This is a genomic window from Streptomyces sp. NRRL S-118 (assembly GCF_000716335.1).
Classification (GTDB): Bacteria; Actinomycetota; Actinomycetes; order Streptomycetales; family Streptomycetaceae; genus Streptomyces.
The window spans coordinates 450,572-473,319 of the sequence record NZ_KL591003.1 but is presented as its reverse complement, the minus strand read 5'-3'; the positions used below and the strand labels follow the sequence as shown (position 1 = coordinate 473,319).

Annotated in this window: 25 protein-coding genes; 10 read left to right on the top strand and 15 right to left on the bottom strand. The window is 71.3% G+C overall.

What is annotated here, in order from left to right:
- The first annotated feature begins 78 nt into the window (after nt 1-78).
- Both IH00_RS0108860 and IH00_RS0108855 read left to right on the top strand, forming a co-directional pair.
- Complete coding sequence (locus IH00_RS0108860; RefSeq protein ID WP_031071386.1) at nt 79-2,211, top strand: DUF3631 domain-containing protein; 2,133 nt, start codon at nt 79-81, stop codon at nt 2,209-2,211.
- Nucleotides 2,212-2,534: 323 nt separating this feature from the next.
- A complete protein-coding gene (locus IH00_RS0108855; protein ID WP_031071384.1) occupies nt 2,535-6,242 on the top strand; it encodes a hypothetical protein in 3,708 nt (1,235 codons plus the stop codon).
- A 349-nt stretch (nt 6,243-6,591) separates the two neighbouring features.
- Here IH00_RS0108855 and IH00_RS0108850 read toward each other — a convergent pair whose 3' ends face one another.
- The 8 genes from IH00_RS0108850 to IH00_RS0108815 form a co-directional block, all read right to left on the bottom strand.
- Nucleotides 6,592-7,404, bottom strand: coding sequence for a hypothetical protein (locus IH00_RS0108850; protein WP_031071383.1), 813 nt, complete (start codon nt 7,402-7,404; stop codon nt 6,592-6,594).
- Nucleotides 7,405-7,428: 24 nt separating this feature from the next.
- The gene (locus IH00_RS0108845; RefSeq protein ID WP_031071382.1) at nt 7,429-7,686 is read right to left on the bottom strand and encodes a hypothetical protein; all 258 of its coding nucleotides are present in this window, start codon (nt 7,684-7,686) and stop codon (nt 7,429-7,431) included.
- 43 nt (nt 7,687-7,729) lie between these two features.
- Complete coding sequence (locus tag IH00_RS0108840) at nt 7,730-8,017, bottom strand: hypothetical protein (protein ID WP_031071381.1); 288 nt, start codon at nt 8,015-8,017, stop codon at nt 7,730-7,732.
- On the bottom strand, nt 8,014-8,172 hold the full coding sequence (locus IH00_RS43290) for a hypothetical protein (protein WP_199819709.1): 159 nt from the start codon (nt 8,170-8,172) through the stop codon (nt 8,014-8,016). Before IH00_RS43290 ends, IH00_RS0108840 begins: the two co-directional genes overlap by 4 nt.
- A 197-nt stretch (nt 8,173-8,369) precedes the next feature.
- Nucleotides 8,370-9,776 (bottom strand): DNA primase family protein, encoded by a 1,407-nt coding sequence (locus tag IH00_RS0108830; protein ID WP_052411278.1) that lies wholly within the window; start codon nt 9,774-9,776, stop codon nt 8,370-8,372.
- On the bottom strand, nt 9,773-10,348 hold the full coding sequence (locus IH00_RS38860; protein WP_158827756.1) for a hypothetical protein: 576 nt from the start codon (nt 10,346-10,348) through the stop codon (nt 9,773-9,775). The genes IH00_RS0108830 and IH00_RS38860 overlap by 4 nt, the downstream gene beginning before the upstream one ends.
- Entirely contained in the window at nt 10,345-10,575 is a 231-nt protein-coding gene (locus IH00_RS0108820) for a helix-turn-helix transcriptional regulator (RefSeq protein ID WP_031071373.1), read from the bottom strand. Before IH00_RS0108820 ends, IH00_RS38860 begins: the two co-directional genes overlap by 4 nt.
- Nucleotides 10,572-10,781 (bottom strand): hypothetical protein, encoded by a 210-nt coding sequence (locus IH00_RS0108815; protein WP_031071371.1) that lies wholly within the window; start codon nt 10,779-10,781, stop codon nt 10,572-10,574. Before IH00_RS0108815 ends, IH00_RS0108820 begins: the two co-directional genes overlap by 4 nt.
- Before the next feature lie 61 nt (nt 10,782-10,842).
- Here IH00_RS0108815 and IH00_RS38855 point away from each other — a divergent pair, with 61 nt between their 5' ends.
- Together IH00_RS38855 and IH00_RS0108805 are read left to right on the top strand one after the other, a co-directional pair.
- Nucleotides 10,843-11,568 (top strand): helix-turn-helix domain-containing protein, encoded by a 726-nt coding sequence (locus IH00_RS38855; RefSeq protein ID WP_078887635.1) that lies wholly within the window; start codon nt 10,843-10,845, stop codon nt 11,566-11,568.
- Nucleotides 11,569-11,581: 13 nt separating this feature from the next.
- Entirely contained in the window at nt 11,582-12,748 is a 1,167-nt protein-coding gene (locus tag IH00_RS0108805) for a site-specific integrase (protein WP_234334800.1), read from the top strand.
- 136 nt (nt 12,749-12,884) lie between these two features.
- Here the strand turns inward: IH00_RS0108805 and IH00_RS0108800 are convergent, their stop codons facing one another.
- Entirely contained in the window at nt 12,885-13,676 is a 792-nt protein-coding gene (locus IH00_RS0108800) for an SGNH/GDSL hydrolase family protein (protein WP_031071365.1), read from the bottom strand.
- A gap of 47 nt (nt 13,677-13,723) precedes the next feature.
- Between IH00_RS0108800 and IH00_RS0108795 the strand changes: the two genes are divergently transcribed.
- Complete coding sequence (locus IH00_RS0108795; protein ID WP_031071364.1) at nt 13,724-14,098, top strand: hypothetical protein; 375 nt, start codon at nt 13,724-13,726, stop codon at nt 14,096-14,098.
- A 9-nt stretch (nt 14,099-14,107) separates the two neighbouring features.
- Here the strand turns inward: IH00_RS0108795 and IH00_RS0108790 are convergent, their stop codons facing one another.
- The 4 genes from IH00_RS0108790 to IH00_RS42685 all read right to left on the bottom strand — a co-directional run bounded on the left by IH00_RS0108790 (nt 14,108) and on the right by IH00_RS42685 (nt 17,359).
- Nucleotides 14,108-15,124, bottom strand: a complete 1,017-nt coding sequence (locus IH00_RS0108790; protein ID WP_031071363.1) for a hemolysin family protein — start codon at nt 15,122-15,124, stop codon at nt 14,108-14,110.
- Complete coding sequence (locus tag IH00_RS0108785) at nt 15,121-16,599, bottom strand: hemolysin family protein (protein WP_078887634.1); 1,479 nt, start codon at nt 16,597-16,599, stop codon at nt 15,121-15,123. Before IH00_RS0108785 ends, IH00_RS0108790 begins: the two co-directional genes overlap by 4 nt.
- Nucleotides 16,600-16,745: 146 nt before the next feature.
- Nucleotides 16,746-17,180 carry a GNAT family N-acetyltransferase gene (locus IH00_RS0108780; protein ID WP_031071361.1) on the bottom strand — a complete coding sequence of 145 codons (435 nt, stop codon included), beginning with the start codon at nt 17,178-17,180 and terminating at the stop codon, nt 16,746-16,748.
- Between the two features lie 17 nt (nt 17,181-17,197).
- The gene (locus IH00_RS42685) at nt 17,198-17,359 is read right to left on the bottom strand and encodes a hypothetical protein (protein ID WP_158827752.1); all 162 of its coding nucleotides are present in this window, start codon (nt 17,357-17,359) and stop codon (nt 17,198-17,200) included.
- Nucleotides 17,360-17,444: 85 nt separating this feature from the next.
- On the opposite strand from IH00_RS42685, the gene IH00_RS0108770 reads away from it, so the two are divergent.
- The 5 genes from IH00_RS0108770 to IH00_RS0108750 all read left to right on the top strand — a co-directional run bounded on the left by IH00_RS0108770 (nt 17,445) and on the right by IH00_RS0108750 (nt 19,675).
- Nucleotides 17,445-17,705, top strand: a complete 261-nt coding sequence (locus IH00_RS0108770; RefSeq protein ID WP_031071359.1) for a toxin-antitoxin system HicB family antitoxin — start codon at nt 17,445-17,447, stop codon at nt 17,703-17,705.
- The gene (locus IH00_RS45035; RefSeq protein ID WP_267882553.1) at nt 17,702-17,830 is read left to right on the top strand and encodes a hypothetical protein; all 129 of its coding nucleotides are present in this window, start codon (nt 17,702-17,704) and stop codon (nt 17,828-17,830) included. The genes IH00_RS0108770 and IH00_RS45035 overlap by 4 nt, the downstream gene beginning before the upstream one ends.
- Nucleotides 17,827-18,198 carry a hypothetical protein gene (locus IH00_RS0108760; protein ID WP_031071357.1) on the top strand — a complete coding sequence of 124 codons (372 nt, stop codon included), beginning with the start codon at nt 17,827-17,829 and terminating at the stop codon, nt 18,196-18,198. Before IH00_RS45035 ends, IH00_RS0108760 begins: the two co-directional genes overlap by 4 nt.
- 73 nt (nt 18,199-18,271) lie before the next feature.
- Entirely contained in the window at nt 18,272-19,027 is a 756-nt protein-coding gene (locus IH00_RS0108755) for an alpha/beta fold hydrolase (RefSeq protein WP_031071355.1), read from the top strand.
- A 276-nt stretch (nt 19,028-19,303) separates the two neighbouring features.
- Nucleotides 19,304-19,675 (top strand): hypothetical protein, encoded by a 372-nt coding sequence (locus tag IH00_RS0108750; protein WP_031071353.1) that lies wholly within the window; start codon nt 19,304-19,306, stop codon nt 19,673-19,675.
- Between the two features lie 82 nt (nt 19,676-19,757).
- Here the strand turns inward: IH00_RS0108750 and tpg are convergent, their stop codons facing one another.
- Together tpg and tap are read right to left on the bottom strand one after the other, a co-directional pair.
- Nucleotides 19,758-20,315 carry a telomere-protecting terminal protein Tpg gene (gene tpg, locus IH00_RS0108745; protein ID WP_031071351.1) on the bottom strand — a complete coding sequence of 186 codons (558 nt, stop codon included), beginning with the start codon at nt 20,313-20,315 and terminating at the stop codon, nt 19,758-19,760.
- Between the two features lie 9 nt (nt 20,316-20,324).
- Nucleotides 20,325-22,748 carry a telomere-associated protein Tap gene (tap, locus tag IH00_RS0108740; protein WP_031071349.1) on the bottom strand — a complete coding sequence of 808 codons (2,424 nt, stop codon included), beginning with the start codon at nt 22,746-22,748 and terminating at the stop codon, nt 20,325-20,327.

The following is a 22,748-nucleotide window of genomic DNA, read 5'->3' as shown; positions in this document are numbered from 1 at the left end:
CGGCCGCCCCACCGGCCAGGTACGCCGGCCGCCCCGTGCCCAACCGCTCCCCGTGGGGAGCAGTGAGGAGAGACCATCATGACGGAAGTTCTCGACCGGCCCGTCAACGGTCACCCGGTCGTGAAGGTGAACCTGCTCAAGCCGCAGCACACCGTCGCCAGTGACGAAGCTTCTCAGGGGATCCCCTCAGAACCCGCCAAGGTGGAGGCGGTTGACCGCCCGGACAACCCGCTGGCGGACTGGCTGACCGTCCCGGACGCGCCGGTGCTGCCGGTGTGGGCCCGCTCGTGGAAGTCGATCCAGGCGAACGTCACAGCGCTGGGGCGGCTGTGCTGGTGGCACGCCCGATACCACGCCGTTCGAACACCGAAGTACCTGTTCAAGACGGTGTGGCTGGTCGCCCGCGGGTTCTACCGGGCGTGCCGCGGACTGTGGCCGGTGCTGTCGGCGAAGGACCACACGAACACGGTTCGGGCGCTGGCCGCGCAGGTGAAGGACAAGCCGGAGGACGCCGAGCTGGCGCTGCGGCACCAGATGGCACACCGGGCCCGCACGGAGACGCGCCGCTGGCGCTGGGGCGCGGCCGGGGTGTCGGTCGCCGCGGCCGCGCTGGGCATCGCCCTGGCGCCCCCGGTGCTGCAGCTGGGCATCGCCTCCGCCGTCGCGGTGCCGATGGCGTACCTGGGCCGCGGGAAGGACGCCACGCTGCTCGACCACGCCTCGCCGCCGCTGCGCGTGGACATGTCCGCCCAGCAGCTGAATGACGCGCTGCGCGCCGCCGGCCTCCTGAAAAGCGGCAAGGGCGACGACGACGGGCCGAAGGTCTCCTGCGTCATGGGCCCGGTCCGGGACGGCCGCGGGTGGGCTGTGGTCTTCGACCTGCCGCGTGGTGGCGGGAAGACTGCTGCGGATGTGCTGGCCAAGCGGACCACCATCGCCGCCGAGCTCGGCGTAGACGAGATCCAGGTGGTCATGTCGCGGGTGCGCGCCGCGCAGGGCGGCAACGCGGGCCGCGTGTCGATGTGGGTCGCGGACGATGACCCGTACCTGGCCGAGCCGGTGCCGTCGGCGCTGGCGAAGATGGACCGCTTCTCGATCTGGGACCCGATCCCGTTCGGGCAGGACGCCCGCGGTACCCGGGTGAGCGTGCCGGTGGTGTGGCAGTCGATGTTCTTCGGCGGCCTGCCCCGCCGGGGCAAGACGTTCACACAGCGCCTGATGACAGCGGCCGGCCTGCTCGATCCGTGGGTACGGCACTACGTCGCCGACTTCAAGGGCGGGCAGGACTGGATGCAGATGCGGCAGGTCGCCCACCGCCTGGTCCTCGGAGCCGAAGACGACGCCATCGAGGCGTTCGAGGCGATGCTCGCCGAGCTGCTCACCGAGATGGAACGCCGCTTTGCGATCCTGCGGGAGCTGCCGACGTCCATCTGCCCCGAAGGCAAGCTGACCCCGCAGATCGTGGAGAAGCATCAGATGCCGTTCATCTTCTTCACCGTCGATGAGCTGCAGGAAGCGTTCATCGCGATCAGTGACGAGAAGCGCCGCAAGCAGGTGATTGACGACATGGCGCGCATCGCACGGCGCGGTCCGGCCGCCGGGTTCATCTCCAACTACGCCTCCCAGCGCCCGGACGCCGAGAGCGTCCCGACGAAGCTGCGCGAGATCATCACCATCCGGGCGTGCACGCAGGTCACAGACCAGACGTCCTCAGACATGGTGCTCGGCAAGGGCAAAGCGTCCATGGGCGCGGACGCGTCGGTGCTCTCGGAGGACCACAAGGGAGTCGTGGTCCTGGTCACCGGGCCGGCGTCGTTCGCCACGGTCAAGAACGACCTGCTGACCACGGCCGAGTTCAACGCCCTGTGCGCCAAGGGCCGGGCGATGCGCCAGGAGATCGGGCAGCTGACCGGCGACGCGGCCGGCGACGTCACCGCGGCAGCCGCCGAGCACGGCTACCGGATCCCTCCGGTCATCTCCGATGTCCTGGAGTGCATGCAGCACTCGCCCCGCATGTTCACCCGCGACCTGCTGCAGCGGCTGGCGAACCTAGACGAGGACACCTACGGCGACTGGGATGCGGAGAAGCTCGCGAAGGAACTCGAGCTGGCGGGGGTGAAGCGCACCAGCAAGCAGGTGAAGATCAGCGGCGAGAACGGCGCCGGATACCAGCGGCGCGACATCGAGGACGCCGTACCGATCACCGGGTAGAGGGGCTCCCCTCTACCGACCGCCCGGGGCCGGGCCCGTCATCGACGGGTCCGGCCCCTTTTTCGTGGGCGCTGAAAGTAGCGGGGGCCCTTTACCCCGGTCACGGGGGTGGTAAGGGCCTGTGACCTGCGAGGTAAGGCGGGTAGAGGGGCCCAGGCCGGGGGCCCGGCCGTGTTCCATGAGGCCAAGAAACCCCCACCGCAGGGCCGTTGCGGTGGGGGTTTCCTCATGCCTCGCACCCGATTCCCCGGCATGAATGAATCTATGATATAGGCAATGGGCTGAATGGACGCATTCACCCGTGGGCCGAGTGTGGAGGCGTCATGTCGGACAGACTCAACTTCGTTCTCACCGGACAGGACCGGCTGAGCCGGGTCCTCGACGGGGCCGGGGACTCAGCAAACCGCCTAGCGCGGCGCCTGACCGCGGCGGCCACCACCAGCGAGGCCGCCGTCAACCGCATGGCGAACACGACCGTGCAGAGCCTGGCGTCCATGGACAGGGCGACAGGGCAGAGCGGCCAGACTGTCGACGTGCTGCGCAAGTCGCTGCTGTCGCTGGCCCCCGCGGCCATCCCCGCGGCCGCGGCCATGGCGCCCCTGGCGGCCGGTGTCACGGCGGTGGGCGCCGCCACAGCGGCCTACGCGCTCGCTCTGGGCCCGCAGGTCTCGGCCATGAAGGAAGCCGCGCAGGCGCAGCAGAAGTACGAGGATGCGGTAGCGCAGTCCGGTGCCCGCTCCCAGGAGGCCATTGCCGCGCACACCGCCTATGTGCGGCAGATGGCGAAGCTACCGCCCGCCACCCGTGAAGCAGCCGTAGCGGTCGGCATCCTGAAGGACCAGTACAAGGGCTGGTCGGACAGCCTGTCCGGCGACACGATGGCGCCGCTGACCAAGGGCATGGCCGTCCTGGGCGCCATCATGCCGAAGCTGACCCCCGCTGTACGCGGCACGTCCAAGGAACTCGACAGGCTCGTCACCATCGCAGGCGGGGCGGTCGCCTCCCCGGGCTTCGACCGGCTGATGAAACGCTTCGGCGAGTTCTCGCAGAGCACGATGCGGCGCGCGAACAGCGCCCTGGTGTCGTTCCTGACCCGACTGGACGCGGGACAGGTCGGCGGCGGGCTGGAACGCTTCATGGACTACGCCCGCCAGCACGGGCCCGTCGTCGGCGACACCCTGTCCAACATCGGTCAGGCCCTCGGGAACCTCCTGGAGGGGGCCGCGCAGGCCGGCGGCGGCATGCTGGCGGTCATCAACGCGCTCTCGGGCATCGTGGCCGCCGTCCCGCCCGGCGCCATCGCCCTGTTGCTGCAGCTGGCGCTCGCCATCAAGGCGGTGCGCCTGGCGGCTCTCGGGCTGGGCGCCGCCCGTACCGCGATGGCGGGGTTCGGCGCGTCGGTGCTCGCCATGCAGACCGCGGCCGCCGGTGCGACCGGGCGTGTCAACGGGCTTGCTGCCGCCTTCGGGGCCATGTCGCGGGGCGCCAAGGCGGCCGTAGCGGGTACGGGTATCGGCCTGCTTCTCATCGCCCTCATGGAGCTGAACGAGCGGGCCAAGGTGGCGCCCCCGGACGTCGACAAGCTCACCACGTCACTCAAGGAGCTGGGGGCGGCAGGCCGCTTCGGGGGCGAGCTGAGGAAGACGTTCGGCGACATGGACGGGTTCGTCGCGCGGGTCAACCAGATGCGGCAGGCCAGCGGTGACCTGGATGCCGCGCAGCCGTTCCTCAAGCTCATCCCTGCCGGCGCAGGCGTCGGTGACTTGGCCAAGAAGGTCGACGGCCTGGTCAACGGCACCAAGTCCCTGACCGCGATGGAAGGCGAGCTGAGCGCGTTCGACCAGAGCTTCGCGCAGCTGGCCACGTCCGGGCACGCCGACCTGGCGGCGCAGCAGTTCGCCCGATTCGAAGCCGCGCTGAAGGCGAGCGGGCGCAGCGCGGCGGAGGTCACCAGCCTGTTCCCGCAGTACAAGGCGGCCGTTGCCTCCATCAAGGCCGAGCAGCAGCTGGCCGCGCAGTCGATGGGCGTATTCGGGCAGCAAGCGCAGGCCGTACAGGCCAAGCTCGCAGCGCAGAAGCTCGCCGCCGATGGGCTCACCCAAAGCGTCCACGCCTTGAACAGCGCCTACCTGCAGTCCCGTGGTGACGTGCGGTCCATGGAGTCCGCCATCGACATGGCCAGCGAGGCGCTGCGGCGCAACGGCCGCACCCTGGACGAGAACACCGCGGCCGGCCGGGAGAACAACGCGGCGCTCGACGCCATCGGCGCGACGACGATGCGCGCCATGGAGAGCGTCTACGCGCAGACAGGGTCCTGGCAGGCCGCCATCGAGGTCTGGGAGCGCGGCCGTGGGGCGCTGGACAAGTCGACGCTAGGGATGGCCCGCAGCAAGGAAGAAGCCGCAGCGCTGGCCGGGCAGATCCTCCGCACCCCGGACAAGACCGCGATGCTGCGGGCGGACAAGACGGATCTTGAGAGGAAGCTCAAGGACGCGCGGGCGCAGCTGAAGACCGTCCCCGATGCCCGAAAGGCGCAGGTCAAGGCCAACATTGCGCAACTTGAAGCCGCGCTGCGGACGGCTCGGGACAGGCTGGATGCGCTGGACGGTAAGACCGCCACGACCTACGTCACGTCGTACAGCAAGTTCGTCAACGTCGGTCCGGCACCGTCCGCCAGCCAGATGAACCCGTGGGCTCTTCCGGGTAAGGCGAGCGGCGGTCTCGTCACCGGCCCGGGCACATCGACATCGGACTCCATCCCCACCCTGCTGTCAGACGGCGAGTACGTCATCCGGGCCCGCTCGGTGGACCGGTACGGCCTGGCGTTCCTGGACGCCCTGAACGCGGGCACGCTGGGCCAGGACGCCGGAATGCGAGGCGCAGGCGCGGCGGCCGCTGCAGGGCTCGCAGGCGGGCTTACAGGGGCGACAGGGCAGGTAGCTTTCGCCGCACGGGTCATGGCCTCAGCCGTCACCACAGGCGTGCGGGCTGAGCTCCAGATCGCCTCCCCGTCGAGGGCGATGATCGAGATCGCGAAGGACGTCGGCGCGGGGCTGATCAAGGGCCTGCTCGCCACCCGGGCGCAGATCAGCGCCACGGCGAAGGATCTGGCCAAGGACATCGCGAACGCGTTCCGCGGGCAGCGCACCACGCTGGACGACCGCCTGATCGCCAGCGTGAATCGGACGAACACCCGGCTGCAGTCGCTGGCCGCTCAGCGGGATGCGATCACCGCGAAGATCAAGCAGGCGGGAGAGTTCGCGACCGGGCTCATCACCTCGGCGCGACAGTCCGCCGGCCTGTCCAACCTCGGCATGTCCGACGAGGAGGTGACACTCGGCGGAATCACCAGCGGCCTCGGCCAGAAGCTCGCCAGGATCCAGCAGTTCACCCGCTACGTGCAGATCCTCGCCAAGCGGGGGCTGAACAAGGGGCTGCTGCAGCAGATCCTGAACATGGGCCCGGAGTCCGGCTACGCCTACGCCAGTGCGCTGGCCGGCGCGGGCACCTCGGCCCTGCGGCAGGTCAACAGCCTGCAAGGCCAGCTCGATGACGCGACCCAGGCCATGGGCCGCGCCGGAGCCGACGCGATGTACGACACCGGCAAGCAGGCCGGCCGCGGCTATCTCGACGGGCTGATGTCCCAGCGGACGGCCATCGAGAAAGCCATGCTCGACCTCGCCAAGTCGATGCAGCGTGCGATCAAGAAGGCCCTCGGTATCAAGAGCCCGAGCCGCGTCATGGCGGAGCTGGGCCGGTACTCCACGCAGGGTCTCGCCGTCGGCATGACCGAGGGCCTGCCCGCGCTGGACCGGACCGTCACCGCGGTGGCATCCCGGATGGCGCCACGCGGAATGACGCACGTTTCCGCAGGTAGAGGCGTTGCCGTGGGCGGAACGGTACGAGAGATCAACGCCGAGTTCCACATCCACGGCGCCATGGACCCGCAGGCGGTCGCCCGGGAGATCCAGAAGGTCATGCTGCAGATGAAGCGAAACGGCGGGCAGAACTGGGGACTCGGGCTCGGCTGAGAGGCCCCGACCGGGGAGAGCGGGGCGAAAGTTGGGCGTCCGACCGGGCGACCCAAACGCCCTTGTCTCCCGGCTTTCCCCCCGCGTTACATCAAGACGATCTTGACCCGGTTTGACAGACGACTGCACTAGCGAACGTCACCCTGAGTGACGGAGGGCGGTGGGCCGCTAATGTCGTCGTTTGCCAAACGGCGTCAAGATCGTCTTTCAATCGGGCCGTGTAAAAATCCCGGCGACCGGGGCGTTTGGGTCGCCCATCCTCCGGCTGAAGATCGAACCCACTCTCCCCCGGCGGCACGCAGAAGGGCCCGACCGGACACGCCGGTCGGGCCCCTGTAGCGGGACGCTCTCACGCCACGTGACGGTGGGTGAACCAGGGATGCTGAGGCGCCGCCGGGGCCGGCGTCTCCTGAGCCTGCTTGCCCTCCGCCAGGCGCCGCGCGAAGTTCGCTGCGAGCCGCGCTTCGTCGTTGAGCGGCTTGTGCAGCGACATGATGGCCTCGCTCAGGGTGTCGAGTGTCTCCTGCTGCACGTCGGTGGCCACTCCGGGGGCGAGGAGGGCACCGGCCGCCACGACCTGCCGCCGCAGCTCCTCGATCTCCCGGCGGTGGGCGGTGTCGGTGGCGCGGGTGTCGAGGGCGTGACGCAGCAGCGCGTCGCCGGCCTGCGTCAGGCGCTCCAGGACGACCCGGCGCTCACTGGCCAGCCATCCCCACTGTGGCGCCCGGGCGAGGCTCACGGCCTGCGCGGCACGGGCGAGCGGCCCGTCAGCGATCGGGATGCTGCGCTCGAGCTGCGCGTCGCTGGCGGTGCGGTTGGCCATGACCCGCTGCATGCGCTTCATGCGGGCCTTGAGTTCGGTGGTGGTCATGGTGCTGTCGCCCTTCTGATCGGTGCGGGTGCTGATCTGTCGGCGTGCACTCGTGGCCTGCGACCAGGACACGCCGTTCTCGTTCTCGTGGCTGCCGGTGTGGCCGCGCTTGAGCAGGCACGGCGCGAGGGTGCGGCTGTTCCTGGCCGCTTTGGGGGCGCGGGTGAAGGTGGCGCCGCACGCGTCTGCGGGCACGTGCCGCGACTCGCCGGCCGCGGGCTCTTCGACTTCGACGTTTCCGACGGCCACGCGGGGGCTGAGCGGGTCGCTGGTGCCGTACTGGGGGCTCATGGAGGGTCCGTTCTGCCGTGGCGGCTAGTTGGTGTAGCGGAGGATGCAGTCATCGCCGTAGGCGGCCTTGCAGTCGGTGACGGTGAGCAGCTTGTCCTCGATGCGGATGACTGCCTCGATGTGGGTGACCATCTGGTCGTTGTCGTCGTAGCGGTCGAGAATGACGGCGAATGCTTCGACCGGGTAGAAGCCGCTGCCGTTCTCTCCTCCCGTGCGGACGACGGCGTCGTAGCTCTTGGCGGCGTTGACGAGGTTGAGGACGGCGCCGGGTGCGTAGCGCATGGCGGGGCCTTTCAGGGCTGGTGGAAGTGGGCTGCGAGCTTGGTCACGGGGTCTCCTCTGCGTCGAGGGCGTCGTTGGCTGTGTTGAGCAGTAGCTGCCAGGCGTCTTGCGCTGTGATGCTGTTGGCGCTGGCCGTGAGGTCGAGTAGGGCGTGGGTGATGGTGAGGTGGATGGCGATCAGGTGTCGCGGCTCGGTGGCTTCCAGGTCGCCGCAGAGGCCGTCCACGATGTCGCTCAGGGTGTGTTCGGGGTCGTGGGCGAGGGTTGCCGTGGTGAGCGCCAAGGTGGTGCGGAAGGCTTCGCGGTAGGCGTCGGCGTCGTCGGTGGTCATGCTTGCTGCCGCCGCCGCAGCTTGGCCGTCTTGCGGGCTTTCAGGCCGTATCGGCGGGCTTCGGCGAGCTCTGCGCGGCGCCGCTTGCGCTCCTCGATCTGCCGCCGCGCCGCGGCTATCCGGGCCTGCACCCGTGCTTCGGCGTGACTGGTCATGTGGTGCTCCTGCCGTTCAGTGACTCCTGGTGTGTGGTTGCTGCGAAAGGCGGCAGCAGAAGGGGGTGAGTGGGGGGCTGAGCGATCTTGCTGGACGGGTGGAGGGTGGAGGGTTGTGGAGGGTTTTCCGAAACTCTCCACGCGTGCACGCATGGAAGGTTTTGGGGTAACCCTCCACAACCCTCCACCCGTGCAGGTCAGGGCGTTTCGTCCTCCTCATCGCCGGTGAGCATCAGGCCGAGCCAGACGCGGCCGATCTTGCGGTCGGTCTTCTCGTAGCCGCGGGCCTGCATGGAGGCCGCGAACGTGACGGTGCTGCCGATCTCCTCCTTGGTGCCGCTCTTTTGACACCACTCGGACCAGGCCGCGAACAGCTGGGACGAGCGCACGTATCCGTGAGGGCTCTGGAGGGTGCGCTCCTTCAGGAAGCGGGCGAGAAGGTCGCTCTCCTCGCGGTACTGCTCGGTGCGCACTCGGACGGCGTCGGGGGGGTTCAGCCCCTTGTCTCGGTAGTCCAGCCATCCCGCGTAGCACCAGGCGAGGATGGCGGGCGCGGCCTCCTTCAGCCGGTCCGGGAGTTCCCCGTCCCGCTCCGCTTCCGGGATGACGACGTCGAACGGGACGACGAGGATGCGACGCCAGACTGCCGGGTCGTCGCCGCTCACGGCCGGCAGGTGGTTGGTCAGCATCACAAGCGTGTGCGACGGGTCGAACGTGATGGGGTTCTTGTGCATGTAGTTCGCTTCGATGGGGTCGCCACCCACGAGCCGCTTCATGGTGGCTTCGGCGAACTTGCGGCCCTTCTCCGTCTCGGAGCAGAACGCCAGCCGGGCGCCCCGGAGGCGCATCTTGAACGCGCCGTGCTTCTCGTGCTTGGACTCCATGAGCAGCGAGGGGTCTACCTCGATGGCGTAGTCCCCGAAGGCGGCGGCGATCGCGTCGCGCAGCGTGCCCTTACCGTTCGCGCCGGTGCCGGTGAAGATGGGCATGACGTGTTCGGTCTGCTTGCCGAGCATCGCGTAGCCGAACAGCCGCTGAACGAAAGCCCTGACCTCTTCGTCCGGCAGGATGCGCTTGAGGAACGTCTCCCATTCCTGGCTGGAGTCCTCACCGACCGGGCCTCCGGCCACCTTGGTGACCAGGTCGGCCTGGTCGTTCGGTTTGATCGTCCCTTCGGAGAGGTCGACCGTTCCTTCCGGGGTGTTGAACAGGTAGGGGTCGGCGTCGAGCGCCCGGGACGGCGTGGAGATTGGCTTGAGGGCTCCTGCCAGCTTCAGCATGCCCTCGATGCCGGATGCGCTTTCCGACTTCCGCACGTCGGCGTACAGGGCGTCTCGGTCGTCGCCCTTGTCCATGTCGAGGACTTCTCGCAGTGCTCGCTTGGTGGTGGCGATGGCGGCCTCGATGTCGACACGTTCCTCGTCGAGCTTCCACCGGGCACCGTCCCAGTGATGCCAGCCGATGCCGTGGACGTGCCGCAGCTGGTTGGCGTGCTGTTCGACGAAGCGTTCAGCCATGCCCAGGTGGCCGCGGTGGGCCTTGCGTGGCACGGGGACGACGCGCAGTTTGGGCGCCCCGGCCGACTTGATGGCGGGCTCGCTCATGCCGCCCCCTTCCTGACCTCGCTGCGGTTGCGGGCGAGGATGTCTTGGTATGCCTGGTCGAGCTCGGCGATGGTGGGCCGCTGCCAGATGGGGCCGTGGGGCCGCAGGGCGTCGTTGAGCTCTTCGGTGATGTCGTCGCCGTAGAAGCGCCACTGTTCGGCGGCCCAGAGGACGCCGGCGAACTTGCGCGGGTCGTCGGGGTCGAGGCGGCGCCAGTCGAGCGAGGCGTAGGCGGGAAAGTCGCTAGCCAGGTAGTGAGCCTTGGCCGCGGCCCAGAACGCCTGGATGACGTCCTCGGCCGTGGGCTCGGGCTCCGACTCGGGCGACTGTCCATTTCTGGACAGTTGGGGAGCCTCTTCGGCAGGTGAGCCGTTTGGCTCACCTGCGCCGCACTGGTCGGCTTCGCAGTCGAGCGGGTCGCGGTGTCCGCATTCGAGGGGCTCGCAGCGTGCGGCGTCTTCGCGGCGCCGGATGAGCTGTTGTACCGTGGCAGGCACAGACGAACCGCTGTCCGCGGAGTCTTCCTGAAACGCCCCGGCTACCACCCGGGGCGTTTCTGCGTTTCGGGTCACGCTGCCTCCACATCGCGCGGCTCACCGGACAGCAGGCGCACCAGGTCGGCCGTGATGACGACGTGGCGGGTACCGAACGGGATCGTCTTGACGGGGGAGTCACCGCGCTTGATGCGCTCGTGCAGGTGGCTCTTGCTGCAACCGAGGGCCTGAGCAGCCTGGGGCACGCTGATCGTGGCGGGCCACTTGCGGATGTCGGCGAGGCTAGGGCGGGAGGGCTTCGTCATGCCGCGCTCCTCGGTTCGATCGTGCAGTCCCTGATGAACTGCTCGATGGTGCTTCGGCGGTAGAAGACGCGCCCTGCTCGGCCCCTGCCCGTCTTGATGTACGCGGGCCCCTCGCCGCGCCACCGACGCTCGGCAAGCGCGTTGATACTTCCGAGCACCGGATACTGCTCTGCGACCTGCCTGGGAGACAGGAACTCTTCACTCACTGCTGCTCCTTATCGGCATCTCCTGTTGCTTACGTGCAGCAGATGGTCCTAAGCTGCACCTATGGAGACTGTAGCACCAGACACCGGCTGCACAACAAGGTCAATGCTGTTGCTTAACCTGATGTCCATGGGTGAGCAGCAGCGCGGACGACGCGCCATCGAGGTAGGGCCTACAGGGCGAACTGTGGCGGTGAATCTCGCCCGTTTGAGGGAGCGTCGGGGCCTCACTACGCGACAGCTGTCCGCTGGCATGGAACGCGCTGGCCGGGCGATCCCTGCCTCTGGCATCACGCGCATGGAGAAGGGGGAGCGGGTAGTGACTGCAGACGAGCTAGCCGCTCTGGCCGTCGTACTCGGCGTATCCCCGGCTGCCCTGCTGCTGCCGCTAGAGGACCGCGAGGGTGCCCGCGTCGAGGTGACTGGGGCCGGCGAGGTCGATGCCGCGGACGCCTGGGACTGGATGGAGGGGCGCCGACCGCTCGTGCCTCCGTCAGGCGACGCGCATACGGCGGAGCTGGAATTCCTCATGAACAGCGTGCCGCGAAGGCGACGGAGCCTGCGCCAGCACCCCACCGGCCGCGCTCTCACTGCGCTTCAGGAGCGCATCGCTACCCTCGTCTTCCGGTCCTCTTTCGTCGTCATGGACGACCCAGAGGACGAGGCAGAGGCGGCGGAGGCCATCGACGCGGCGCGCCACGCGGCTCAGCGTCTCCTGGCGGAGATCGACTACATCGCTGCAGAGGACGCGCGATCTCGCCGGCCGCGGGCTGAGGGCAGGGATGGCTGAGCCGAAACGGATCGTGCTGCGTGACGGCACGGTCCGGTACCGCACGGTGGTCGACGCCGGCCGGGACGAGAACGGCAAGCGGATCCAGCTCACGATCACCCGCGATACCAAGACTGCAGTCAAGGCGGAGCGGGATCGCATCCTGCATCAGCGGTCGGCCGGTACCTTGATCGCCCCCAGCAAAATCACGCTGGGGGAGTGGCTGGACCAGTGGCTGGAGTACAAGCGGCGCGACGTCGAGGAGACGACCATCCGCACGTACCGCCTCGCCCTGGTTCACGTCCGGGAGCGTCTCGGGCACGTGCGCCTGCAGGAGCTCACCGAGGACCAGGTGCGCGACTTCGTGGACGAGCTCGTGGCCACCGGCCGCCGGAAGGGCGGGGAGCCTGGCACCCGCCTGGCGGTGTCCACCGCGGAGGGTGTCTTGACGCGCCTGAAAGAGGCGCTGAGCCGGGCCGTGGTCCGCAAGCTGATCGCGGTCAGCCCTGCGACGCACGTGCGCGTGTCGCTCGCGGACAAGAAGACTGACAAGCGGGAGCGCGCCAGGCCGGCCCCGTGGAACGTCGCGGAGGTGCAGACGTTCATCCGTGGTATCGCCGACGATCGCCTGTTCGCGCCGCTGCTGCTGTCCCTGATGGGCCTGCGGCCGGCCGAGGTCTGCGGGCAGCGCTGGACTGACATCGACCTTGAGAACGGCGTCTTGGCCATCGCGACCACGCGGACCATGGTGGGCAATCATCGGGTGCTGGAGAAGGACACCAAGACGGCGTCCGGCGAGCGGTCCTTGCCCCTGCCGCGGACGCCCTGGGAGGCGCTGCGGCAGTTCCGTGCGCTGCAGGCGGCGGAGCAGCAGGCGGCCGGCGAGGGGTACACCTACTCGGGGTACGTCGTCGTGGACGAACTCGGCATCCCGCTGAACACCCGGCAGCTGCGCGAGTACGCGTACCGGCTGATGGCCGCCCTCGGCCTGCGCCGGGTGCGGCTGTACGACGCCCGGCATGCGGTGCTCAAGGCGCTCGCCCTGGCGGGCGTGCCTGACGTGATCCTCGCGGCTTGGGCGGGGCACACGAACGCGGCGTTCACCAAGCGCAAGTACGTCTCGATCGAAGCCGAGGACATGCGCGGTGCAGCGGAGGCTCTCGACGTGTTCCACGGGGGCGAGCAGAAAGCCCTGTTGTGAGAGATTGTGAGAAACGGTCTCTCACATGACCGCCCGCATGGCCCCTGACCTGCGATGATAGTTCCTGGTGCAGAACAGTGACCAGATTCTACTGGCGGTTTCTGCAGGCCAGCGCCACGGTGCGGTTTGTGGTTTGCTACGAGGACGCCGGCTCGTCGGCCGGCAGGTACGGCAGCAGCTCCGGCCGCTTCGCCGGACGCCCGTCGCCGGAGGAGCGGCCCGTCAGCCGCCGCCCTATCCACGGGCCCAGATGCCGTCGCGCGAACCGCACATCAGCCGCCCGCCGGTCCAGCCAGCCCGTCCGCACGGCCGGCGGCAGCGGAGCCCGCCAGTCCTCCTCGGCCGCCAGGCCCAGCGCCTGCCACACGGCCTCCGCCACCCGCCGGTGTCCCTCGGCGGTCAGGTGGAGCCGGTCCACGTCCCACATCCGCTGGTCGCCCAGCACCTCGGCGCCGTACAGGTCGATCACCAGCGCGCCGTGCCGCGCCGCCAGTTCGTCGACGTACGAGAAGAGCGCCTCCATGCGTGGCCGGAACCGCTCCATGACCGGACCGTTGCGGCCGGGGCTGCGCATCAGCACGAGCTGCCCGCACGACGGTGCGAGCCGCTCGACCGCCTCCTCCAGCAGCCCGCGCACGCGCCCCATGTCGCACTTCGGGCGCAGGGTGTCGTTGAGCCCGCCGACCAGCGTGACCACGTCGGCCTTCATGGCTGCCGCGAGGTCCACCTGCTCCTCGACGATCTGGCGGATCAACTTGCCGCGGACGGCGAGGTTCGCGTACCGGAACCCGGGCGTACGGGCGGCGAGCCGCGCCGCCAGCAGGTCGGCCCAGCCCCGGTACGAGCCGTCGGGCAGCAGGTCCGACATTCCCTCGGTGAAGCTGTCGCCCACCGCGACGAAACTGTTGTAGGTGGCATTCATCTCCATGGCGGAGTGATCGTATCGCGTAGGGTCGCGCGGGTCCGGAGGAACCGGTGTCGCAGCTCGGGCGGGACGGTGACGTACTGCGGCTGTGCGCCACCGACGGAACCGCCGGGTGGACGATCACGCTCGGCGGGGGCGGCTTCTCCTGGAGGCGCGAGGCCCGCGCCGCCGTGGAAGCGACCGCGACGGTCCGCGCGAGCGCCGGCGACCTGCTCCTGTACCTCTACGGCCGCTACCGCGCCCACGACCGGCGGCTCGCCGTCCGCGGCGACCGCACGCTCGTCGACGCGTGGTCCTCGGCCACCCGGTACCAGGGGTGTCCGCAGCGTCCCGTCCGCCGCCCCGGGCGGACGCCGCCACCGTGCGGCCACTCCCCGGCGCCGCCGGCCGCCGCCCCGGGTCCTACGGGCCGGGGCGGCTCGTGAGGGCGGGTCTCAGCCCGCGGGCCGGCCCACCAGCTCCCGCAGCACGTCCTCCATCGTGACGAGCCCGGCCAGCTTGCCGTTCTCGTCCAGGACCGCCGCCAGATGCGTACGGCTGCGCCGCATCGCCGTCAGCACGTCGTCCAGCGGCGTGGCGGCCCGCACGCGCGCGATCGGCCGCATGGCCGACACCGGGAACGGCAGGTCGCGCGGCATCACGTCCAGCGCGTCCTTCACATGGAGGTAGCCGAGGATGCCGCGGGTGGTGTCCACCACCGGAAAGCGCGAGAACCCGGAGGTGGCCGACAACTGCTCCAGCTCCGCGGGGGTGGTGCCGACCCGCGCGTACACCACGCGCTCCACCGGCATCACCACGTCGCTCACCGGACGGCGTCCCAGCTCCAGCGCGTCGTGCAACCGCTCGGTCGCCCGGTCGTCCAGCAGTCCGGCGTGGCTGGCGTCCGTCACCATCCGCGCCAGCTCGTCGTCCGAGAACGTCGCCGAGACCTCGTCCCGCGTTTCGACTCTCAGCAGCTTCAGCACGGCGTTGGCGAACGCGTTGATCGTGAAGATGACCGGGCGCAGCGCCCTGGTCAGCGCCACCAGCGGCGGCCCCAGCAGCAGGGCCAGCCGCGTCGGCTCGGCGAGCGCGATGTTCTTCGGCACCATCTCGCCCAGCAGCATGTGCAGGTAGGTGGCCACCGACAGGGCGATCACGAACGAGATCGGGTGCACCAGCCCGTGCGGCACGCCGATCGCGTCGAACACCGGCTCCAGCAGGTGTGCGATGGCGGGCTCCGCGACCACGCCGAGGACCAGGGTGGACAGCGTGATGCCGAGCTGCGCCGCGGCGAGCAGGGCGGAGACGTGCTCCAGGCCCCAGATGACGCTGCGGGCCCGGCGGTTCCCCGCCTCGGCCTCGGGCTCGATCTGACTGCGGCGCACGGAGATCAGGGCGAACTCGGCGCCGACGAAAAAGGCGTTCACGACCAGCGTGAGGAAGCCGATCAGCAGCTGGATCGCGGTCATCGGCCCGCCTCCCCGTCCCGGTCGCTCCGTCGTCCGGCGCCGGCCTGCCGCTCCCCGGGCCGCCCGGCTTCCTGCCCGTGCCCGTGCTTGTGGCCGTGACGGTGCCCGTGCTTGTGGGCGTGCGACGCGGCGGCCGGCCCGGCCGTGCCGTCGCCGTCCGTGTCCGGGCCTTCCTCGGGCGCGTGGAGCAGCACCCGAGCGGCCCGGCGCCCGGTGGCGTCCATGACGTCCAGCCGCCATCCGGCCAGTTCCAGGCGGTCGCCGACGGCCGGTATGCGGCCCAGCGTGGTGGCGATGAGCCCGGCGAGAGTCTCGTACGGGCCCTCCGGCACGCGCAGCCCGATGGTCTCCAGCTGGTCGGTGCGGGCGGCGCCGTCCGCCGACCACAGCAGCCGCCCGTCGGCGTCCTCGCCCGCCCGTACCAGGTCGGGGGTCTCGTGCGGGTCGTGCTCGTCGCGTACCTCGCCGACGACCTCCTCGACGATGTCCTCCAGCGTCACGACGCCGGCCGTGCCGCCGTACTCGTCGATGACCACGGCCATGGTCTGCTTCCCGGAGAGCCGGTCGAGCAGCCGGTCCACGGTGAGCGACTCCGGTACGAGGAGCGGCTCGCGCAGCAGCTCGGTGACCGGCCTGCGCAGCCGCTCCCCGGCGGGCACCGCCAGGACGTCCTTGATGTGGGCCGTCCCGATGACGGAGTCGAGGCTGCCCCGGTACACCGGGAAGCGGGACAGTCCGGTCGCGCGCGTGGCGTTGGCGACGTCCTCGGCGGTGGCCTGTGCCTCCAGGGCGGTGACCTGGACGCGCGGGGTCATGACGTTCTCCGCGGTGAGCTCGGCCAGGTTCAGGGTGCGGACGAACAGCTCGGCCGTGTCCGCCTCCAGGGCGCCCTCCTTGGCGGAGTGCCGGGCCAGGGCCACCAGCTCCTGCGGACTGCGCGCCGAGGCGAGCTCCTCGGCGGGTTCCAGGCCGAGCCGGCGCACCAGCCGGTTGGCCGTGTTGTTGAGGTGCCCGATCAGCGGCCGGAACGCGGCGCTGAAGATCCGCTGCGGGGTGGCGACGACCTTGGCGACGCCCAGCGGCGAGGAGATGGCCCAGTTCTTCGGGACCAGTTCACCGATGACCATCAGGACGACGGTCGACAGGCCCGTGCCCAGCACCAGGGCGATCGAGGACGCGGTGGACGCCGACAGCCCGATGTCCTGGAGCGGCCCCCGGATGAGCTTGGCGATCGACGGTTCGGAGAGCATGCCGACGATCAGGTTCGTGACGGTGATGCCGAGCTGGGCGCCGGAGAGCTGGAAGGTGAGGGAGCGCACGGCCTTCAGGGCACCGGGCGCGCCGCGCTCACCCCGCTCCACGGCCCGTTCGAGTTCGCTGCGCTCGACCGTCGTGAGCGAGAATTCGGCCGCCACGAAGGCACCGCAGGCCACACAGAGCAGCAGCGCCACGGCGAGCAGAAGCACTTCGGTCATCGGTTCACCTCCGTCCCATCGTCGGACAGGGCGGGGAGGAACGCGCGATGTCGAGTACGGGGAGGCTCGCCCATGGGCGGACGCTCACGCCTTTCGGTCGGTGGTGCACGTGTGAATGTCCACCATGGTAAAGGGTCGGCAAAATGCTAGGAGGGCCGGCCGTCGAGCGGCTTCACCCAGCGGCTCCACTCCTCCTGCGGCGCATACCCCGATGCCCGCCATGCGTGCTGTGCGAGTTCGTTGCGGTCCAGCACCATGGCGTCCCCGCGCCGGCCGCCGAGCCGTACGAAACGCTCCTCGGCGGCCGCGAGGAGCGCCGCGCCGATGCCCCGGCGCCGGTGGCCGGGGTGGACGGCCAGCCGGTAGAGGTGGCAGCGCCAGCCGTCGAAGCCGGCGATGACGGTGCCCGCGAGCTCACCGGCGCGCTCCGCGAGGATCAGCGCCTCCGGGTCCCGGGCGATCAGGCGCTCGACGCCCTCGCGGTCGTCGCTGATGCTGGTCCCCTCGGCGGCGGACTTCCAGAACGCGAGAACCGCGTCGAGGTCGCCCGGCCCGGCGGTGCGTATCACCAGATCGTTCATGTCGTCATCAAGGTCCTTCATGCGATGAGCGCCGCGAAGGGGGCCGTCATCCCCGGGTTGCCGGGCACGAGGATGACGTCGTGACCGGGGTCCTCGGCGCAACGGCACGTCGCCTCCCGCGCGGCAACGCCCGCGGCGGGCGCCACCGGGTTCACACCGAAACGGAACTCTGTTGTCATGAACCCACCTCCATCGGACTCACCCTGCCCAGCTCGGGTCCGCCTACTCTTGCCGGTGCTAGCGCGGCAGCGCTAGCGTGAGGGAGTGGCCAAGACGCAGCTGAACGTTCGCGTGGACGAAGCCACCGCGGAAGCCGCCCGCCGCCGGGCGCAGCAGCGGGGCGTCAGCGTGAACCGGTACATCGAGGAACTCGTCCAGCAGGACGCGGGCGAGGTGGGGCGCACCTTCGTGGAGGCGGCTGCCGACTTCATGAAGCAGTACGAAGCGGTCTTCGCCGAGGAGTTCCCGGCGGACCGTCCGCCGCGGGCCAAGGGGGAACGGCCGCGCCCGCAGGGCGAGCGGTGACCGGAGCCGCACCGGGCAGGGCGGTCGCCGAGGCCGCCGACGAGCCCCTGGTGATGCCGGTCGGCGCCGACGGGCCCCTGGTGATGCCGGTCGCGGCGGAGGATCCGGCGGCGGTTCACGGATGAGCCTCTCCATCGACCTCGCCTGGCTCCTCATGATCGCCGAGCACAAGACGCCGGGCGACCCCCAGGTCACCGACTGGGGCGCGCTCGTCGCGGCCGTGGCACGGCACGACGCCGGGATCTTCGGCACCCCGGTCTACGCCGACCCGCACGCCCGCGCCGCCGCACTCCTCCAACTGCTGCTGCACGTCCCGGCCCTGGAGCACTCCAACGCCATGTTCGCCTCGGCCGTCGCGTACGGCTACCTCGTCGCCTGCGGCCTCAAGGTGGTCACGTCGCCCGAGCAGGTCCGGGACCTGGCGCGCCTGGTGAAGGCGGGCGAGGCGGACGTACGGGCCATCGCGGAAGAGCTGCGCCAGTGGAGCCTGTGACACCCGCACGGACGACTGAAGTCGGCGCCGTACGCGCCGATCGCGGCGCACCGGCCGGACGTCGGGGGGGACCATGAACGAGGCGGACGGACCGCCCATCGTCTTCGTCCACGGAACGCGGTTCAGCGCGGGCCAGTGGAGCCCGCAACTTACGGCGTTGCGGGACGACTTCCCGGTGGCGGCCGTCGACCTGCCCGGCCACGGCGCCCGCTCCGACGAGCCCTGGAGCCTGGCCGCGGCGACGGGGATCATCGCCGCCGCCGTCGACTCGCTCGACCGGGGGCCCGCCCTGGTCGTCGGTCACTCGCTCGGCGGCTACGCGGCGCTGGAGTTCGCGCGGTGCCGCCCCGAGCTGCTGCGCGGCCTGGTCCTCGCCGGGGCCAGCGCGTCGACCCGCGGCGGGTGGGCGGCGCCGTACCGGTGGATCGCCGGGCTCGTGCCCCGTGTTCCGGCGGACCGCCTCGCCCGGTGGAACGACTGGATGCTGCGGCGCCTCTACCCGCCGGAGGTGGTGGAGGAGACCATCCGTTCCGGCTACGCCTTCCACACCCTGCCCGCCGCCTGGGGCGAGGTCCTCGGGCGCTTCGACGCGGACGCCATGCGCCACGTGGCGGCTCCCGTGCTCATCCTGAACGGGGAGAAGGACACCGTGTTCCGGTCCGGGGAAGCGGACTTCGCCCGCGCCCACCCGCACGCCCGCATCGAACTGATCCCGCACGCACGGCACCTCGCCAACTTCGACGCCCCCGACGCCTTCACGGACGCGGTCCGCCGTTTCGCGCACCAGCTGTCCGCCCCCGGCCGGCTCCCGGGAGCGGAAGCCCGGTAGGCCCCCGGGGCCCGGCCCGCGGACCCTGACGGGTGCACGCGGCCCGGCACCCGCGTCCTCCCCGTGGCCCGTCGGACACGGGAGGCACCGCCCGGCGTCGTCGTCGGTCGCCGGCGCACGCACCGGACCCCGCTCGGCCGAGGCTCGTCAGGTGTCACCGGCGGAGCCGCATAGGCTGGCGGAAGAGCCGGGCCGAGGCAGCCTGGTTGTCACCGAGGAGGTGGGCCACTTGTCGCGGACGCTCCATCAGCAGCCGTCCTGGCACGAGGCCGGGGCGTGACGCGCGACGGGCTCGCCGAGATGCTCGGTGAGCAGACAACGGCATGTGGACCCGCACGCCACGCGTTGAACGCCGGCGGAACCCTCGTCGTCTGGGACGGCCTGGTTCCCGCCGACCGCCTGGCACGTACCTACCGGAGGCGGCTCCGTATCACCCAGAGGCGCGGCCAGCAGACGCTGGCCCTCGCCACCACCGTCGACATCCTTTCCCGTGCAGCGGACGAGCCTCTCCGCACAGGGCGCATCGACGCGGCCGACAGGTCCTGGACGTTCATGCTCTTCCTCGACGCCACCGCCACCGCGGTACTGGCCTGCACCGGCGTCGCGAGGAGCGAGCTCCCGGCAGAGCCGGCCACTGACGCGACGTGACGACAGGCCTGCCTCGGTGACGACTGTGGTGCCCGGGCTCACCCGCTCACTGGGCCTGCCTGGTCGACGGGACACCTGCCGGCTAGTAGTCGAGCTCCACGTAGTCGATGTCCGTGAACTCGACCTGGAGGCCGGACGCGCGGCGGCCGCCGTCCTTGAAGTACTGCTCCTGGAGCCCCTCCGCGGCGATGTCCCGCAGTTCCCGTTCGGTCGCGCCCGCCTCCCGGGCGTCGAAGAGGCGTGCCGCGTACGCCGGCGGCAGGTGCTGGGTGATCAGGCGCAGGCGGCTGTCGTCGGTCGAGCCGGGCGCCGCGGTGAACCCGAACCGGGCGCGCGTCTCGATCACGATGCCGCCGGTCGTCGCGGCCGCTTCCCGCGCCCGCTGCCGGACCCGCGGCTGCCAGCTCCTGCGGACCTCGGCGACGAGCCGGGCGGCGAGCTCGGGGCGCGGCTGCTTGATCTCGCCTTTGACGTACCGCTCCACCGTGCGCTGCGAGACGCCCAGACGCCCGGCCACCGCGCGCGTGGACCCCTTTTCGCTCCTGACCAGGAACCGGACCTGCGCGGGGGCCGTCTTCGGGATCGGCCGCGTGAACGTGTGCTCCGCCGCCCGGTCGAGGCTGTCGCCCAACATGCCCATGTCGCGCCCCTACTCCCCGTCCGCCGCGGCGTCCGTGCCCTTGATGTGCCGCGCCGGGTTGTGGCCCTCGTCCAGCAGCCGCACGGCCCACATCAGGGACTGCGTGCCCTCGTGCTTGACCATCCCCGGTGACACCCCGAGCCGGAACCCGCCCGGCAGCGGCTTGCCGTCCGGGGTGCGCGGGAGGAAGTCCAGCGGACCGGGACCGTCCGACAGGTACACGGCACAGTCCGACAGCACGGCCACCGGGAACAGCCCCGCCCCTTCGGCGAGGCGCAGCATCTTGCGGTGCATGTTGACCCGGGCTGCGGAGATCACGGCCGCGCGGATGTCCGGCCGCCAGGTGGGGCGTTCCAGAGCGGGCCACCGCTCGCCGGGGCGGTAGCCGGCGCCCTGGGGGCGTTCGCGGAGCTTGCCGATGCCGCCCTTGACCGTCGACTTGACGGCGGACAGCACCGCCGCCCGCCCCGGGTCCTCCGCCCGGCGCCGGTCGGCCGCCTCCATCGCGGCGAGGAACTCCTCCTCCGGCATCCCGGCCCGGACCCCCAGCTCCTCCATCGTCACCATGTAGGCGTCGCGCAGCCGCGTGTACCAGGCGTCCAGGTACGGGCCGTGCTCCGGACGCAGGTACGCCTCGGACGGCCGGACGTCGAGGCCCAGCTCCGCCGCGTACGCCACGGTCGGCGTGGCGTACCAGGCCGGTCCCTCGGGCCGCCCGCCGTGCGGCGTGAACGGGCTGGGCAGCCGCGGGTCGAGCTCGACGGACGAGAGGTCGACCAGCCAGCAGCCCGGCGTCTTCCGGTCGAAGACCGGCTCCTTCACGTGGACCGGCGCACCGAGACCCACCGTCAGCCGGTTCGCGGCGGCCGCGAACGCCATGTTGACGTCGATGCCGACGGCGTACGGCTTCGCGCACTCGGCGTCCGTGAGCAGCTCCGGGTCGCGGATCCAGTCGTACGCCTCCTCGTCGAGGACCTGGTCGGGCGTGCGCCGGTGGCCCCGCGGGTACAGCCGCGCCACGACCGGGTGCTCGTCCGGTGCCTCGGGCGGCGCCGGGTCGACGGCCTCGGTGAGGGCACCCGGGCTGGGCGCGGACACCCAGGAGCCGGTGGCCTCGTCCTGTACGGCGCGGGTCGGCGGGCGCAGCGCGGTCATCAGCTGCAGGCCGCAGACGGCGGTGGTCCCGCGCGGCGTGATGACCCGCGCGGCGTACGTCGCGAGCGTGTCGGCCAGGTCGGCCGGGTGCAGTCCGGCGGCGTCACCCCACGTACGGCTGTCCAGTGCCCCCCAGGGCAGGACCGCGAACTGCACGCACCGGCGGCGGCTGCCCTGCGCCGGACGGTACACCCAGGCCCAGGGCCCGAAACCGCGGCGCGTCAGCAGCCAGTCGGCCTCACGGATCCGCCGTACGACCTCGTGGTCGTCGGGCAGCCGCAGCCCGCGCCGGTCCGCCAGCTCGGCCGGCAGCCCGAGCCGTACGGCCGCCGACTCCGTCAGCACCACGAGCGGGTCGGCGTCCTGCCCGTTGCGGTGCAGCCGGGGCGCGCCCAGCCGCGCCTCGCCCAGGGCCCATTCGACGAGCGAGGGAACGTCGGTGGCCGGGCAGTCGAGGACGAGCCCGCCGGCGCAGTACGCGCTGCCGTCCCCGTCCAGCACGGTCACCGCGCCGTGCGCGAAGCGGTCGTCGACGGCGTTCGGGGACGCGTCGCCGCCCGCGCGGCGCGTGGATCCGGTACCGGGCCCGCTCCCCTCCCGGCGGGGGGCCTTCCGGCCCACCGCGGGGCCGGCGGGGGGCGCCTGCGACGCGGAACGGGTCGCGCCGTGGCCGGGGCGCCGTTCCGGTCCGGCCGCCGTTCCCGGGCCCACGGCCGGTGCCGTCGCGTCGGCGGAGGGCGAGGCGGACGCAGCCGCCGGGTCTGCTCCCGTGGGTGCCACCGTCGCGTCGGCGGAGGGCGAGGCGGACGCAGCAGGTGGCGCGCCCTCGACCGGTGCGCCGGCCGCGGCGCCCGCCTCCGCCCCGGGCCCCGCCTCCGGCACCGCCGGGCCGCCGCCCGCCTGTTCCGGCAACAGCACCGGCGCCGGTCGCGAGGGAGCGGACGAGGGGACGCGGGCCGGCACGGCCCCGTCCGGCCCCCGCAGCTCCGCGTCGGCCGGCGCCGCCGCGCCGGGTCCCGGGGCCGGATAGCGGTCCGCCAGGGCCGACAGCAGGCGGGCGTAGGCAGCGCGTTTCGGGGGGCGGGGGTCCGTACGGCCCGTCTCCCAGGACGTGACCGTCTCGCGGCGCACCGACAGCGCCTGTGCGACCTGGTCCTGGCTCAGGCCCGCCGCCTCGCGCAGGCGGCGGCGCTCCGGCGGCTCCGGCAACGGGTCCTGCGCCGCCTGCTCCAGCAGTGCGTCGACCGCGGCGAACAGCTGCTCCTGCTCATGAGACAC